Genomic DNA, 15,468 nt, shown 5'->3' with positions numbered 1-15,468 from the left:
CATCCAGCCCCGCGAGGGACCGCCTGCACGGGGCACCGATGAATTCCGCGGGGCCTCTCTCAGTTCGGTGACGACGAAGGCGCCGGGAGGTTGCTGATCCCGGGTTCGTAGTGGGCTCGGAGGTAGATGCGGGTGCGGTCCGGGGAGTACTCGTGTGCGTACAGGCGGACGCAGCGTTCATCGGTCGTGTCGTACGCGTCGGACGAGCCGAAGGGGTCCTCGGACGCGCCGGAAGGGGTCCCGGTGGCCTGAGGGGCTTTGGTGCTCGGGCAGACGTAGCCGTAGCGCACGCCGTCCTTGAACGTCTCCGGCTCCGGAAGGCCGAAGTGGGCGAAGTCGTGGGGTTTGACGTCGGTCGCGGCGGCCGTGGGCTCCAGCCATTTGCCTTTCGGGGGGTTCTCCTTCAGGTACGTCTCGGCCTCGGACCTGGTCAGTGTGAAGGTGAGCAGGCCCGTGTCGAAGCGGGAGGTGATCTCGTACGCGGCCTCGGGTGAATTCGCCGTGGCCGGCACCGTAAGGCCCATCCGCTCGCTCATCCACTCCGGCGTGATGCCCGCGGCCCATGTGGAGCCCGCCGCCTGTTCCGCCTCGCGGTCGGCGCCGTGGGTGGTGCGTCCGCCGCCTCCGCCGTTGTCTTGATCGCCGCACCCCGCCACTCCGAGCGAGACGGCCATCACACCCGCTGCGGTCCATGCGACGAGCCGCCCACGGCCCGCGAAGTGGCCGGCGCGGGCGGTTCGGGTGCTGTCCGTGTGGAACTCGTTCATCGGCCGGTGCCCCTCCCCGCCTCCGGGGTCGTACGCTCCTGCTGTTGCTCGCGGCCGGGATTCATCCGTCCGTCCCTGCTCTCTTCGGGACCCGGGAGCGGGTCTGTGTTGGGATCCGCGGAGCCCAGGTCATAGTGCTGGACGCCACTGCTGCCGGACATGTCGAATTCCTGGGCGAGTCCCACGCGGTGCAGCTTGGCCATCTGTCCGTCGGGGATCTCCATCGGACCGATCTCGACGCCCTTGCCCTCATCCCAGTTGTAGCGGTCCCAGACGTTGGCCTGGTAATCGATGCTGATCTCGGGGTTGCCGTTGGCATCCGGAACCGCCGTCACCACACCGGTGACGTTGGAGTTGGCTCCGCCCACCGCGTAGAACCAGTTCTCGTCGGTCTCCTTGGAGAAGTAGAAGCCCTCGGGCGCTTTCGCCTCGACTGGGAAGGCGACCGGCTTTCCACCGTTCTTCCGGAATTCCTCCAGGGCCTGTTTACGCCAGTCGTCCTGGTTCATCCGGACGATGTCGTCGACGTACGACTTGAAGCCGGGCACGTCCGTCATCATCTTGTCCACCGGCAGGTTCATGGGACTGCCGCTGTTGCCCAGATAGTGCGCCATGTGGCGGGACGCGTCCGTCATGCCCTTCCAGTCGGAGCCCTCCGCCAGCAGCTTCATCTTCTGCTCGGTGGCCCACTCCTCGAAGCCCGGCGACTCGGAGTCATGCTTCCCGGCGCCGGCGTCCGGCGCGACCTGCGGCATGGTCGGACTGAGAATGCCCGCCGCCATCAGGTCGTCCTTCTGCGCCAGCCAGAGCTGGGCCCTTGCCGCCGGGCTCAGGGACTCCCACAAGCGCCACAATTCCGCGCGCTGCTGCGGATTCGCGTCCTTGCCGAGCCCGGCGAGTTCGTTGGCTCGCGGCAACTGCTCCTCGTCGAGGGAGGTGTACCGGACGTGGCCAGCGTTCTGCGGGTCGTTGCCGTGGCTCTTGCGGAGCGCGCGTACGGTTGCCGCGTCGACCTCGGCGGCATGCTGGACGATGCCAGTGAGGGTGTCCGCGTACCACCGGATCCGGTCCTTGGTGCGCTGGTCGGTTCCCTCCGGGGTGCAGATCTTCTCAGAGACGCGGACCGTACCGTTCGGGCCGTCGAAGACCAGGAGTCCGGGGTCCGGCGGCTGATGGGACGGGTCCCCCTTGCCGGCCGATTCGGTGAGGGTCTGCGCCTGCCTCTGGTACCGCGTCAGCTCGGCGTGGGCGTCGACGAGGACGCTCGCGATGCTCTCGGCCTCCATCTGGAGGTCGGAGAACTCCTTGGCCGTCTTGCCGACGAACTCTCTGGTCACGGTGGCATTGACACCCTGCCAGCGAGCCGCGTGCGACTTCTTGGCCAGTCCGTCCCGGACATCGGTCGCGAGCTTGGCCAGTTCGCCGGCCATCGTCTTCCAGTCGGTCGTCGCGGTACCCAGCTTGGTGAGGTCCAGGGCCATGAGATCCGAGTACGAGAAGTCCCCCACGGTTCCTCCTACTTGAAATACTCGTTCAGCGCCGAGACGGACACGGGGCCTGTCCGGCCGCGGAGCTCGGCGGCGATCACCGCGTCGTCCTGCGCGTACGCCTTCTTGCTGTAGTCGAGGTGGTTCGAGATGTGCGCGCACGCCTGCAGGACGTGCTTCACCTGCGAGCTCCAGAACTCGACGGTCGACTCAAGTTCCGCGCCGAGTCCCAGGTTGTGACTCTTGAGCGCGGCGGCGGCCTGCATGGTGGACCCTGATCCGCTCTTGTCGGCACCTGCCCCGGCGATATCGGCCTTCTTCTTCAGCTCGCCGTGGAGGATGAACGCCTCGTGGCCCACGGCCCCCAAGTCGTCCTGGTGCACGACGAGATCCCCGTCACCGGCGCCGCTTCCAGGCGCGGCCTGATTCAGCTGCATCCTGGCTTCGTGGCGATCCCGCACCGCGGCCTTGGCTCGTTCCCACTCTTCCCAGGCCATGCGTCCCCGTCCTTCCCTTTCATCGAGTGCAGTGAACGCGGCCATCCGTTCCGTCCACCGTTCTCGGGTCCCCCATCATTCCCCAAGGACTCATCACCCTCACCGTAGCCGAGCACGCCCCCGTCACGAACCAAGAGATCCAGTCCCTACGTGATCAGCTCGGTCAAGCCCCGGGTCGGGCAAGCGCACCCCTGCGCCCACCAAGCCTCGCGAGCATCGCCAGGCCGCGACGCCAGCCGATCAACGCGATATAGCCGCGCCGACATGACGTCAAAACAGGGCATTTCGTTCTCGCGGGACATGTGCGGGACCGCACCAGTAAGAACCGCTCGCCTCGCTCACCTTGCGGCGTCTGGGTACGGTGTCCGGCCGGCTTCGCGTCCGCACCCACCCGCGGCGGCGATAGGGTCCGCCCTGTGAGCGAGTACCAGTACTACGAGTTCCAGACCCTCGATCGACCGCTGAGCCGCGAGGAGCAGGAGCAGCTGCTGGCCATCTCCGCGCGTGCTCGGATCACGGCCACCAGCTTCACCAACACCTACAACTGGGGCGACCTGAGTGGCAGTCCACGCCGCATGGTCGAGCGCTACTTCGACGCCCACCTGTACGTCACCAACTGGGGCACCCACCGGCTGATGCTGCGCCTGCCCAAGGCAGCCCTGACCTTGCCCACGGTGAAGCCGTACTGCCTCGACCACCATATCGACGCCTGGACCACCCGCACTCACCTCCTGCTTGACCTCACCAGCGAGGACGAGGGCGGCGACTGGGTCGAGGACGCTGACGACTCACTGGCCGCCATCATCGGCGTACGCGACGAACTCGCCAATGGCGACCTGCGCCCCCTCTACCTCGCCTGGCTCTCCGCGCTCACCGCCTGGGAACTCGAAGACGACGAAGAAGAGGAGTACCAGACCTGCCCCGAGCCGCTCGTCCCGGCCGGGCTCGGCGAACTGACCGCCCCGCAGCGCGCGCTCGCGGACTTCCTGCGCGTAAATGACGACCTGCTGGCAGTAGCGGCCCAGGCCAGTACCACCGCGCCCAAGGAACCGGTCAAATCCACGAAAAAGGAACTCGCCCCGCTGATCGCCGCCCTCCCGCAGAAGGAAAAAGACGTTCTGCTGCTGCGGCTCGCCCTTGGCCCGGAAACCGGGTTGCGCACCGAACTCCTGCACCACCTGCGCGGCACCACAGCCCCCACCGCGGTCCCCGGGCGCCGATCAGCGGCCCACCTCCTGGACGCCGCCCACACACGGCGCACCGAACGTCGACAGCGCGCCGAACGCGAACGAGCCGCAGCCCGCAATCAGCACCTGGCCGCCCTCGCGGGCGAGGCCGAACACATCTGGCAGCAGGTCGAGGCGCACATCGCCACCAAGAAGACCAACGCCTACGACCAGGCCGTCACCCTCCTCGCGGAACTACGCAACGCGTACGTACACACCGGACGGAGCGCGGACTTCCGAGAGCGCCTCACCGACCTACGCGAGGACTACCAGCGTCGCCCCGGCCTCATTCACCGCCTCGACCACCACGGCCTCCGGTAACAACGCCACTCCCCCGTCTGCAGGCTTCCGCCCCGGGACCACCGCGCGGCTGAGTTCAAGAGCCCCCACACACACCACCGATGCTCGCCCCGCATGTGCAGGTCAGCGCCGTGCGCACGACCAGCCATGTCTTGTGGCTCCTGCCGGGACCCGTACCTGCGGTCAATCACCGCCGACCCACCGGTTCAGCCGGACAACCGTCTCGATCACCAACTGTCCGCCACCGACCAGCGGTTCCGCCCGCCCCCATGCTCCGAGTGCCCCGCCGGGGAACTTCGATTGAAGTGCCCGAAGACCCCGTCATCAGCGGAAACGCTGAGGCTGGGGTCTTCGCGTATGCGCAGGCATGTGCAGTGCTGAGCGGCCCTAGCTAGGACGGGGTCTGTGGACTATTCGTGGACAGGATCTTGGAGCGTCTGCCCAGGTCAAAGCAGCTGCCTCGGACGCGGGCACAGCCCGGCGTGCCAGTCCCGCTCCAGATCCGCTGCGTCGAATACGCTGCGAAGACGTCCAACCTGACGTCCTTGATATTGCGTACACACAATGGACTACCGCGCGGCGGCGGCTCTTCACGTCGGCCCGGATGGCGCAGCTGCCGAATACAGGAAGGGGTGTGGCATGAGGTCCCCAGGCGTGCAGCTGCGGGAGATCACCGACGACAACCTGGATGCCGTTCGTGCCCTCCGCGTCCGACGTGACCAGAAGCAGTTCGTCGCCTCCGTGTCCAAGTCGCTCAAGGAGGCGACAAAGAAACCAGAGGCCAATCCCTGGTACCGCGCCCTGTACCGCGACGACGAGCCAGTCGGCTTCGTGATGCTCTCGTGGAAACCGCCGGCTGGTCCTTACAAAGGGCGGCACTTCATCTGGCGCCTCCTCGTCGACAAGCGGTACCAGGGGCGAGGGATCGGCCGAGAGGCGCTCACGCAAATCACCGCCCTGGTTCGCACGGACGGCGCCACCGAGCTGCTGACCAGCTACGAGCCCGGCGACGGCGAACCGTGGCCCTTCTACCAGAAGTTCGGGTTCGAGCCCACCGGGGAGATCGACGACGGCGAGATCGTTCTGCGGCTCACCTTCCCCACTCGGTGAGCTCATACGGAAAGCGTTCGCCATAGAAGATTCATGAAGATCTTGGGGTTCTGGCCCCGCCGCTCGAGCGGCGGGGGGATGTCCCTTGCGCGAACGGTGCACCAAGGCCGAGGCCGGCCGCATCCTGACCATCCGCCCCCACCACGACCTGCTTGCGGCCGCCCGCCGCCAGGCCGCCACCGACCCGACCGGCAAGCCGACTACCGTCGCTGGAGGCCGCCGGTCGAACGCGCCGTCGCCTGGATCGTCCACCACGGCAACCGCAAACTCCGCTACCGCGGCACCATCGCCAACGACACCTGGCTCCACACCCGAGCCGCCGCCCTCAACCTCCGCCGACTGATCAACCTCGGACTCACTCGCACCGGCAGCACCTGGACGATCAACCCGGCCACCGCATAGACCGAGGGGCCACCCGGCCATGGGTCGGGTGGCCCCTCAACAAGATCTTCATGGGCCTTCCAGGTGAAAACGGAACGCGACACGGCAGGCGCACCTGGTCAGTCGCCGAGGACCCGCTCCCACAGCAGCCCGTCCCGCCAGCTCCCGTCGAGAAAGATCGAGGAGTGCGCGACGCCGTACGGGCTGAACCCGTTGCGGCGCAGCACCCGCTGCGACGGCAGATTCTCCAGATTGGTGGACGCCTCGGCGCGGTGCAACCCGAGTTCGTCCGTCATCACCCGGAGTACAAGCCCGACGGCGTGCCCGGCGTGCCCTTGTCTCTGGGCGACGCTGGCGATCCAGTATCCGACGGAGCCGCGGCGCAGGTGCGGCTGCGGCAGGATGCCTCCGACGGTGACCTGCCCGATCACCTGGTCGTCGGCCAGCACCACGCCCGGCCAGACCGTGCCGGCCCGGTATCCGGCCAGCAGGCTGTCGATCCGCTCCGCCTGGCCCTCCGGGGTGAAGAAGTCGGCCGGCTGGGCCGGTTCCCACGGCCGGAAAGCCTCGAAGTCCCGCACTCGATGCGCGGCGATCGGGGCGGCGTCGGTGGTCTCGATCAGGCGGATCCTGGTGCTGCTGCGCATGGGCCGGTCCTCGTCGCGGTGCGTCGGATGAGACGGCCAGCCTATGTAGATAGGCACGGGCACTCGCCAGGGGCTCAACCCGGCCGAACCGTCCCGCGATCCGGGCCATGGCCTCCCGCCAGCGGGCAGGGTCTACGCTATGGCCCGCGGCCACCGCACGATCTTCAGGAGCGGGAGCAGATCGCCAGGACCGGCAGGTACGCCGCCGCCTGGAGCTGCGGGCGGCGAGCGCCGGCGGAGACCTGGCCGAGATCCGTACCCGGATCAGTGAACTCCTCGATGTCACTCCCTTCGTGCGGTACGGATACGTGGAGTACGCCGATGCCCGCGCGTATGGCGAACAAGCCGCGCAGGCGGTGTCCGCGATCACCGCGCTGACCTCCACCGGGCGGGCCGAGGACGCGATCCATCTGTCGCGGGAGGCGATGCGGCTGCTGAGCGAGGTGCAGGACGGCATCGACGACTCCGACGGGCGGCTGAGCGGGGTCGGGACCGCTCTCGCCGAAGCCCATCTCGACGCGTGCCGTACGGCTCGTCCGGACCCGGACGAGACCGGGCAGTGGCTGGTCCGGCATGTGCTCAATGACCTGAACGACCTGACGGACATCGACCCGCTCGAGTACGCGGATGTCCTCGGAGAGCAAGGCATGGTCACCGTGAGGCAGCTGGCTGTCGAGGCGTGGCGCGGCAACCGCACGGGGTGGGCGGAGAAGTACCTGCTGGAGCGGCTGGCCAGGGCGGGCAACGATGTGGACACCGTGGTCGCCGTTCACGCGGCAGACCTCGCACCTGGCGGCAGCACCCACCTGGTCATCGCCCGCGAGCTGGACACCGCGGGCCGTCCCGACGAGTCCCTCCGGTGGGCGGAGCGCGGCATCAAGGAAGCGTCCGGCCCCGTGACCCCCGACATCGCCCTGGTGGACTACCTCTGCGACCGTTACACCCGCGCGGATCGGCTCTCCGACGCCGTCGCGCTGCGCCGCGTCGTCCTCGCCGCGCACCGTTCCCTGGTCGCGCACCAGCAGCTGCGTACGGCGGCGCAGTCGGTCGGCTGTTGGCAGGCAGAGCGTGAGCGAGCTCTCGCGCTGCTGCGGGCCGATGCGCAACGGCAGCAGTCGTCCTGGTACGGCGGGCCTGTCCTGATCGATGCCCTGCTCGACGACGAAGACATCGCTGCCGCCTGGCAGGCCGCGGCCGAGACCGGCGCCCACGACCGGCAGTGGCTCGCCCTCGCCGACCAGGCACGCACCTCTCGTCCCTCCGACGCGCTCCGCGTCTACCTGCGCCTGGCCGAACCTCTCACGAAGCAGACCGGCAACACGATCTACGAACAGCTGACCAACCTGCTGTCGAGTGTCCGCGACTGCCACCGCCGCCTGGGCACCGAGGACGAGTACATGTCGTACGTCGCCGCCCTGCGAGCCGCCCACAAGCGCAAGCGGAATCTCATGCGGCTCCTCGACCGGCGCGGCCTGTGACCCTGTCGGCCGCACGAACACCTGTGGGCACAAAGGACGGCAGGCATCCCTCGGTCCGGCGCGAGGGACGAGCCACCGCCGGTCGGCCCGTGCCGTGTGGTCTACGGGTCCATGTCCTCCGGGCCGCCGGAACCGATCTGCTCCGCTCGCAGTGCCAGGTCCTGCAGGACGTCCGCGGAGGTCACGTCCGTCTGCCCGGAGTCGTGCACCTGGGCCAGCATCGCGAAGGCCAGGGTGAACGCGCCGACCAGCTGCTCCACCGCGCTGCCGACCTCCCGGCCGACAAGGACGGCGACCTCTTCGATCGAGGCGTCCTCGGGGATCGTGATCCGTGGCATCGTCTCGTTCAGGAGCGCGGTCACCACGCTCGAATCGGTTTCCACATCGTCGCGGTCCACGTTCTCTTCGAGGAGCCGGCGGATCTCGCCCGCCTCCGTGAGGATTCCCACGACACGCTTCACCACTTCACTCTGCTCCATCCAGTGAGCATAGGCGCGAAGCCGTGCGGCCGGTGATCACTCGGTCTTTCACGCGTTCGTGCCACCGTCGGTCCGGGTGCGGACCGGAGAACCGTACGTAGCCGCTGGACGCCTCGGTCCGATACGGTGACCGGCCACGATTCTTCGAACAAAGGACCCTCATGAACACGGCGTTGACCGTGGTGGTCGTTGTGATCTGCGCAGCGCTCTTCCTGCTGCCGTCGCTGATCGCCTTCAACCGGAGCAGCAGGGACCGTTGGTTGGTCCTGGGCATCAATGTTGTCTTCGGTGCGACTGTCGTGGGCTGGGCTGTGGCCCTCTATCTGGCGCTGCGCAAGCCCAGGGTGCCGGCCGCGGCGTGATGTCCGTGCTCGCAAGGCGGACGGCGGGGCTCGGCGGCTCAGCCGGTCGGTGATGTCGGGAGTGTCCGGGGGCGGACCCCTCGGGGCCCCGCTCCGGCCCGGATTCGTACGCGACCTATCGTGACGCCATGCATAGGACACCCATAGCTCGACGCATCGGTAAGGCGCTGGTCGTGACCGTGATCGCCGCCGCCCTGTCCCATCTCTTACTGTCCGACGGCCTGTCACTGTCCCAGTGGCAGCAGGCGGCGGCGAACGTGGGCGGTGACCTCGGGGGTTCGGGGGACACCGCGTTCTCGGCCGCGATCGTGAACACCCTGCTGGCCATGCCGGTCGTGCTGTGGGTGGGGATGCGACTGCTGCGGGAGCGTCGCGTGTATCTGACCGTGGCCGTGGGCACCGTCGGCTGGTTCTTCACCGTCGGCCATTACATCGATCAGCTCAACGACCGGCCGGACATCGTGATGCCGCTCGGGCCTCTGGCGCTGTTCATCGCCGTCACCACCCTGTCCTCCGTCGTCCTGCGGCCACGGAGCTGGTCCGCACCGGCTCCGCAGCGGACGGCCTGAGGGCCGGTCCGACCGCCGGGCCGATGAGGACAACGCCACCGGCTCCGCCCGGACCGTCCCGCGATGGCGGCCCGGCGTCCGTCGACGCGCTGGATCCGACCTCGCTCGGCACCGGCCCGACGGACTCGGTTTCGAACACCTGAGGGCGCATTTCCGTAGATTCTCCGTGAACTATCCCGTCACCAGGCTCACTTGGTCGATTCTTGGCGAATACATGCCCCCTGCATGAGGCGTTCCTCGCCAGAGTGGCGCATTACATGTGCACATCATCCGGCACATGCTCCACACGCGAAGAACCACATCGCAGGGGGTTACATGAGAACCAGCCGCGCGAGAAGTCGCGCCGCGCTGAGCATGGCAGCGACACTGCCGCTGCTCGCCGGTGCGCTCGCCCTCGGGATACCGACCGCCAGCGCCGACTCCGCACCGAGCGGGCGGGACGCGCTGCAGGGCACCAAGCCCGCCTGGGCGACCGCAGCCGCCGACCAGGGGGCCACGTCCGACAGCAACAAGGTCAGCATCCGGGTCCACCTGGCAGGACGGGACGCGAAGGGGCTGGCCGCCTACGCCGCTGCCGTGTCCGACCCGCAGTCCGCTTCGTACGGGAAGTACCTGAGCGCCGAGCAGGCGCAGGCCCGGTTCGGGGCCACTCAGCAGCAGATCGACCGGGTCGGCCAGTGGCTCAGGTCGAACGGGCTGACCGTCACCGGCGCCAACCAGCACTATGTCTCGGCCACCGGTGACGTGGCCGCTGCCGAGAAGGCGTTCGGCACCCAGCTGCGCAACTACCGCAAGGGCGGCCGGACCTACCGCGCCCCGGCCTCCACCGCCTCCGTGCCCGCCGGGCTGAGCGATGCCGTTCTCGCCGTCTCCGGCCTGGACAACGCGCCGCACAAGTCGAGCCACGACGAGACGCTGCCGCCGCCGGACGCGGTGTTCCGCAACTCCGGCCCCTTCTCCTCGTACTACGGCTCGAAGACCGCGTCGACGCTGCCGAGCGCCTACGGGTCCAAGGTGCCGTATGCGGTCAAGGGCTACACCGGAAAGCAGCTCCGCGCCGCGTACGGTGCGGGCGACTGGACCGGCAAGGGCGTCACCGTCGCGATCACCGACGCGTACGCCTCGCCGACCATCGCGAAGGACGCCGCCGAGTACGCCAAGCGCAACGGCGACGCCCCGTACCGTCGCGGGCAGCTCAGCCAGGTGCTGCCGGCCGACTACACGAAGACCGAGGAGTGCGGGGCCTCCGGCTGGTACGGCGAGGAGACCCTCGACATCGAGGCCGTGCACGCGGTCGCGCCCGCCGCCGACATCGTGTACGTGGGTGGCGCCTCCTGCTACGACGCCGATCTGCTGGACTCGCTGAACAAGGTCGTCGACCACCGGCTCGCGGACATCGTCTCCAACTCCTGGGGCGACATCGAGGCGAACGAGACCCCGGACATCGCGGCCGCGTACGACCAGGTCTTCAAGATGGGTGCGATCGAGGGCATCGGCTTCTACTTCTCGTCCGGCGACGACGGCGACAATGTCGCGTCCACGGGCACGAAGCAGATCGACGTCCCGTCCAACTCCGCGTGGGTGACCTCGGTCGGCGGCACCGCGCTGGCCGTCGGCAAGAACGACACGTACCAGTGGGAGACCGGCTGGGGCACGCTGAAGGCGAGCCTCGCCGACGACGGCAAGACCTGGACCGGCTTCCCGGGCGCGTACACCTCCGGCGCGGGCGGCGGCACCAGCTCGTCCGTGAAGCAGCCGTTCTACCAGCGCGGAGTCGTCCCGGACTCGCTCGCGCAGGCGAACGGGAAGAAGCGGATGCGCACGGCCCCGGACATCGCGGCCGTCGCCGACCCGAACACCGGCTTCCTGGTCGGCCAGACCCAGACGCTGCCCGACGGATCGCTCGGCTACGACGAGTACCGCATCGGTGGTACGTCACTGGCCGCGCCGGTCATCGCCGGTGTCCAGGCGCTCGCGCAGCAGGCCCGGCACGGTCTGCCGATCGGTTTCGCCAACCCGGCGATCTACGCGCGGTACGGCTCGAAGGCGTACCACGACGTCACCGACCACCCGCTGGGCCCGAACCGCGACCTCGCGGTGGCCCGGGTCGACTTCGCCAACGGCTTCGACGCGGCGGACGGCGTACTGACGTCGGTGCGCAGTCTCGGCAAGGACGCCTCGCTCAAGGCGGTCAAGGGGTATGACGACGTGACGGGTGTCGGGACTCCGGCGGCCGGTTACGTGAACTCGTACCGCCGCCACTGACGTTCGGGCTACACGCCGTACCAGCACGAGGTGAGGACCGCCCCGGGGCCGCCGCTCCGGGGCGGTCCCGCGCGTACGGCCCGCCGGACTCCCCGGCGCCCCGCCCCCGCGATGCCGCTTCACCGGGGGATCGCGAGGGCTGCCGGGCGCCCGCGGGAGACGGGCAGCCGAAAGCCGACTTCCGGCGCCCATTCACGCCGGAGAATCAATGATCACCACTCCCCATTGAAATCACATGGAGCGCTCGGAGTACCGCGCCGGCCCCGCTCGGGCCCGTAAGGGCCGGGCACCCGGGCAGGGCACAAAAAAATCCCGGACGAAATTGACGTCCGGGTCACCTGTCTTCGTATATAGAATATTTATATGGCCTGCACGATGAGCCTGCAGAGTTATTCAACATCCGCATGATATCGGGGCCTGGAGCGCAATTGCCAAGCGAAGAAATGGTGCGGGAACAGGAATTCATCACCCTGCTCCACGAGCGTGTCGACGTACTCCGGGAACGGGCCGAAGGAGCCGTCCGGACCTCCTTGGGCCAGGCCGCCGAAGGACGGCAGGCCCGGCTGGAGCGGGATATCACGGTCGCGGAGCAGTCCGACCGCCTCGCCGCGCTGAACGCCGTGGAAAACGGGCTCTGCTTCGGCAGGATCGATCTACGGAACGGCGAACGCCATCACATCGGCCGTCTGGGAATCAGCGACGAGGAGCACACACCGCTGCTCATCGACTGGCGCGCTCCGGTGGCCCGCCCGTTCTATCTCGCGACCGGCCACACACCGATGGGCCTCCGCCGCCGCAGGCACCTGACCACGCGCGGGCGCCGGGTCACCGCTCTGCACGACGAGATCCTGGATCTCCAGGAGACCGAGCCCGGCCTCCGCACCGGCTTCGAGGACCCCAACGACGACGCCGTCCTGCTCGCCGCCGTGAACGCGACCCGCACCGGGCGCATGACCGACATCGTGCGCACCATTCAGGCCGAGCAGGACCACATCATCCGCGCTCCGCACCGAGGCATCCTCGTCGTCGAGGGCGGCCCCGGCACCGGCAAGACGGCGGTCGCCCTGCACCGCGCCGCGTACCTCCTGTACGCCTACCGCGAGCAGCTGGCCCGCCGCGCGGTGCTGATCGTCGGCCCCAACCCCGCTTTCCTCGGCTACATCGGCAACGTGCTGCCCTCCCTCGGCGAGACGGGCGTACTGCTGGCGACCGTGGGCGAGCTCTTTCCCGGCGTACAGGCCACCGGCACGGACAGCCCGGAGGCCGCCGCCGTCAAGGGCGACGTCCGGATGGCCGGCATCCTGCGCACGGCGGTGGCCGACCGGCAGCAACTGCCCGATCCCGCCATCGAGATCAGGCACGGCCAGGAGAACCTGGTCCTCGACCGCACAACGGCGGCCCGCGCCCGGGCCGGTGCCCGTGGCACCGGACTGCCCCACAACCTCGCCCACCGCCACTTCGCCGCCCGGATCGTCGACGCGCTGACGGAGCAGCTCACCGACCGCATCGGCGCCGACCCGCTCGGCGGCCCCAACCTGCTCGACGCCTCCGACATCGAGCAGCTCCACAAGGAAGTGGCCGCCAACCACGAGGTGCACGCCGCGATCGACAGCCTGTGGCCTCGGCTCACCCCTCAAACGCTGGTCGCCGACCTCCTCGCCCGGCCCACGCATCTGCCGGCCGAGGAGGCCGCGTTGATCCGTCGCCCCGGCGTCGATCCGACCGGCCTGACGAACCGTACCGAGTGGACGGCCGCCGACGTGCCGCTGCTCGACGAGGCCGCCGAGCTGCTGGGCGAGGACGACAGCGCCCTCCGCGCCGCCGAGGAGACCGAGCGCCGGGAGCGGATCGCCTACGCCCAGGGCGTCCTCGACCTCTCCCTCGGCTCGCGCAGCACCGACTTCGACGACGAGGACGACGCGGAAGTGCTCTCCGCCCACGACATCATCGACGCCGAGCGCTTCGCCGAACGCCAGGAGCAGACGGACCACCGCAGCGCCGCCGAGCGGGCCGCGGCCGACCGGACCTGGGCCTTCGGCCACATAGTCGTCGACGAGGCGCAGGAACTCTCCGCGATGTCCTGGCGGCTGCTGATGCGCCGCTGCCCCACGCAGTCCATGACGCTGGTCGGCGACCCGGCGCAGACCGGCTCCGCCGCCGGCGCCGACTCGTGGGAGCAGATCCTCGGCCCGTACGTCGGGGACGGCTGGCAGCACGCCCGTCTCGGCATCAACTACCGCACCCCGGCGGAGATCATGGAGGCCGCCGCCGAGGTCCGCAGGGAGGCCGATCCCGCCTTCGAGCCGCCCCGGTCGGTGCGCTCGACCGGTGTCGGGCCGTGGACCATGGCGGTGGAGCCGGAGCAGCTGGTCCATGCCACATCCGAAGCCGTCGCCAAGGAGTGCTGCGCCGAGGGGAAGGTCGCTGTGATCGCACCGCCGGAACTGCACGCCGCGCTCGCCGACGCGATGCCGGATGCGTCGCACGGGCCGGAGCCGGATCTGACCGGCCCCGTCGTCCTGCTGGACGCGCGGCAGTCCAAGGGGCTGGAGTTCGACTCGGTGATCGTCGTGGCGCCGGAGCGGATCAAAACCGGCTCGCCGCGCGGCGTCAACGACCTGTACGTGGCGCTGACCCGCGCCACCCAGCGGCTCGGGCTGATCGGTTTCGCACCGGCACCGGCGGAGGAGAAGGAAGGGTAGCTGCGGTCGTCGCCTCGGCGCAGGCGCCCGTCAGAACGAATAGCCGCAGGTGCCGCCGCGCGGCAGGCACCCGTCAGGCGGAGGCGCGCTTGCGCGAGGCCGCCTTCTTCGTCGGCTTGGCGTCCGACTTCGCGGTGGTCTTCTTCGCCGTCGTCTCGGCGGACGACTTCGCCGTCGACCGTGCGGCGGTCTTCTTGGCGGGTGCCCTGCTCGGCGTCGGCTTCTTCGCGGCCGTCTTCTTGGTTGACGCCGCGGCCTTCTTCTTCGCTCCGGTTCCACCCGACTTCTTGCGGCCGGTGAGCGAGGTGACCTTGGCGACGGGCGCGTCTGCCGATTCTCCGGCGGCCTCCGGCTCCTCGCCACGGGCCGCCTTCGCGGCCCGGACGCTGTTCTCGAGCGCTGCGATCAGGTCGATGACCTTGCCGGCGCCCGAGGCGTCCGCCTGCGCCGGCTCCAGGGTCCGGCCGTCCGCCTTCGCCGCGATGAGTTCCTCGACCGCCTGGCGGTAGTCGTCGTGGAGCGAGTCCATGTCGACCTCGCCCAGGGTGGCCATCAGCGCGTCGGCCAGATCGAGTTCGGCATCGCGGACCGTGACCTCGGTCTCCGGGGCGACGCCCTCGGGGCTGCGGATCTCGTCCGGCCAGAGCAGGCCGTGCATGGCGATCACATCGTCGACCACCCGCAGCATGCCGAGCCGTTCGCGCCCCCGCAGCGCGTATTTCGCCACGGCGACCTTCTGGCTCCGCTTCAGCGCCTCGCGCAGCAGGACGTACGGCTTGGCCGCCGGGACCCCGTTGGCGGAGAGGTAGTACGCCGCGTCCATCTGGAGCGGGTCGATCGAGGCGGCCGGCACGAAGGCGACGATCTCGATCGTCTTTGCGGTGGGGAGCGGGAGGGAGCCGAGGTCCTCGTCGGTGATCGGGATCATCGATCCGTCGGCGTCCTCGTACGCCTTGCCGATGTCGGCGACGGTGACCTCCTGCTCGTCGATCTCGCAGACCTTCCGGTATCGGATCCGGCCGCCGTCGGCGAGGTGGATCTGGCGGAAGGAGACCGAATGGTTCTCGGTGGCGTTGACCAGCTTGATCGGGATGCTGACCAACCCGAAGGAGATGGCGCCGTTCCAGATGGACCGCACTGTTCACCCCTTGTGTCCGTATAGATACCTATAGATGAGGGAAACATGTGATTCTTATCG

14 protein-coding genes and 1 pseudogene are annotated in these 15,468 nt (G+C 69.0%); 9 read left to right on the top strand and 6 right to left on the bottom strand.

From position 1 onward, the window contains the following. Positions 1–59: 59 nt before the first annotated feature. Genes GA0115254_RS07150 through GA0115254_RS07140 form a run of 3 tightly spaced genes read right to left on the bottom strand, consistent with a single transcriptional unit; the run spans position 60 to position 2,751 of the window. Positions 60–767, bottom strand: coding sequence for a hypothetical protein (locus GA0115254_RS07150; RefSeq protein WP_256102437.1), 708 nt, complete (start codon positions 765–767; stop codon positions 60–62). Further along, positions 764–2,275 (bottom strand): hypothetical protein, encoded by a 1,512-nt coding sequence (locus GA0115254_RS07145; protein WP_093894444.1) that lies wholly within the window; start codon positions 2,273–2,275, stop codon positions 764–766. Before GA0115254_RS07145 ends, GA0115254_RS07150 begins: the two co-directional genes overlap by 4 nt. 8 nt (positions 2,276–2,283) lie before the next feature. Then, on the bottom strand, positions 2,284–2,751 hold the full coding sequence (locus GA0115254_RS07140) for a hypothetical protein (RefSeq protein WP_093894443.1): 468 nt from the start codon (positions 2,749–2,751) through the stop codon (positions 2,284–2,286). 416 nt (positions 2,752–3,167) lie between these two features. Here GA0115254_RS07140 and GA0115254_RS07135 point away from each other — a divergent pair, with 416 nt between their 5' ends. The 4 genes and pseudogenes from GA0115254_RS07135 (at position 3,168) to GA0115254_RS47410 (ending at position 5,789) form a co-directional block, all read left to right on the top strand. Next, a complete protein-coding gene (locus tag GA0115254_RS07135; protein WP_093894442.1) occupies positions 3,168–4,298 on the top strand; it encodes a hypothetical protein in 1,131 nt (376 codons plus the stop codon). A 618-nt stretch (positions 4,299–4,916) separates the two neighbouring features. Further along, positions 4,917–5,387, top strand: coding sequence for a GNAT family N-acetyltransferase (locus tag GA0115254_RS07130; RefSeq protein WP_256102436.1), 471 nt, complete (start codon positions 4,917–4,919; stop codon positions 5,385–5,387). A gap of 85 nt (positions 5,388–5,472) precedes the next feature. Then, positions 5,473–5,523, top strand: a pseudogene (locus GA0115254_RS47415) (hypothetical protein); the annotation flags it as partial. A 107-nt stretch (positions 5,524–5,630) separates the two neighbouring features. Continuing rightward, positions 5,631–5,789 carry a hypothetical protein gene (locus GA0115254_RS47410; protein ID WP_370740839.1) on the top strand — a complete coding sequence of 53 codons (159 nt, stop codon included), beginning with the start codon at positions 5,631–5,633 and terminating at the stop codon, positions 5,787–5,789. A gap of 98 nt (positions 5,790–5,887) precedes the next feature. On the opposite strand, the gene GA0115254_RS07120 is transcribed toward GA0115254_RS47410, so the two are convergent. After that, positions 5,888–6,415 (bottom strand): GNAT family N-acetyltransferase, encoded by a 528-nt coding sequence (locus tag GA0115254_RS07120; protein ID WP_093894440.1) that lies wholly within the window; start codon positions 6,413–6,415, stop codon positions 5,888–5,890. 107 nt (positions 6,416–6,522) lie between these two features. Here GA0115254_RS07120 and GA0115254_RS07115 point away from each other — a divergent pair, with 107 nt between their 5' ends. Beyond that, positions 6,523–7,893: a hypothetical protein gene (locus GA0115254_RS07115; RefSeq protein WP_176740009.1), complete on the top strand. Its 1,371-nt coding sequence runs from the start codon at positions 6,523–6,525 to the stop codon at positions 7,891–7,893. Positions 7,894–7,994: 101 nt separating this feature from the next. On the opposite strand, the gene GA0115254_RS07110 is transcribed toward GA0115254_RS07115, so the two are convergent. Continuing rightward, positions 7,995–8,372 carry a hypothetical protein gene (locus GA0115254_RS07110; protein WP_176740008.1) on the bottom strand — a complete coding sequence of 126 codons (378 nt, stop codon included), beginning with the start codon at positions 8,370–8,372 and terminating at the stop codon, positions 7,995–7,997. A 161-nt stretch (positions 8,373–8,533) separates the two neighbouring features. On the opposite strand from GA0115254_RS07110, the gene GA0115254_RS07105 reads away from it, so the two are divergent. From GA0115254_RS07105 to GA0115254_RS07090, 4 genes are all read left to right on the top strand, one after another. Beyond that, positions 8,534–8,734, top strand: coding sequence for a superinfection immunity protein (locus tag GA0115254_RS07105; protein WP_093894438.1), 201 nt, complete (start codon positions 8,534–8,536; stop codon positions 8,732–8,734). 128 nt (positions 8,735–8,862) lie between these two features. After that, positions 8,863–9,303 carry a hypothetical protein gene (locus tag GA0115254_RS07100; RefSeq protein WP_141720772.1) on the top strand — a complete coding sequence of 147 codons (441 nt, stop codon included), beginning with the start codon at positions 8,863–8,865 and terminating at the stop codon, positions 9,301–9,303. Between the two features lie 315 nt (positions 9,304–9,618). After that, complete coding sequence (locus tag GA0115254_RS07095; RefSeq protein WP_093894436.1) at positions 9,619–11,568, top strand: S53 family peptidase; 1,950 nt, start codon at positions 9,619–9,621, stop codon at positions 11,566–11,568. A gap of 443 nt (positions 11,569–12,011) precedes the next feature. Further along, positions 12,012–14,270, top strand: coding sequence for a HelD family protein (locus GA0115254_RS07090; RefSeq protein WP_093894435.1), 2,259 nt, complete (start codon positions 12,012–12,014; stop codon positions 14,268–14,270). Positions 14,271–14,343: 73 nt separating this feature from the next. Here the strand turns inward: GA0115254_RS07090 and GA0115254_RS07085 are convergent, their stop codons facing one another. Next, entirely contained in the window at positions 14,344–15,408 is a 1,065-nt protein-coding gene (locus GA0115254_RS07085; protein ID WP_093894434.1) for a non-homologous end joining protein Ku, read from the bottom strand. Between the last annotated feature and the right edge of the window lie 60 nt (positions 15,409–15,468).

Origin of the sequence: Streptomyces sp. Ncost-T10-10d (assembly GCF_900091955.1) — a bacterium.
GTDB lineage: Bacteria > Actinomycetota > Actinomycetes > Streptomycetales > Streptomycetaceae > Streptomyces.
Note: the sequence above shows the minus strand (reverse complement) of the source record. Positions and strands in the feature narration are given on the sequence as shown.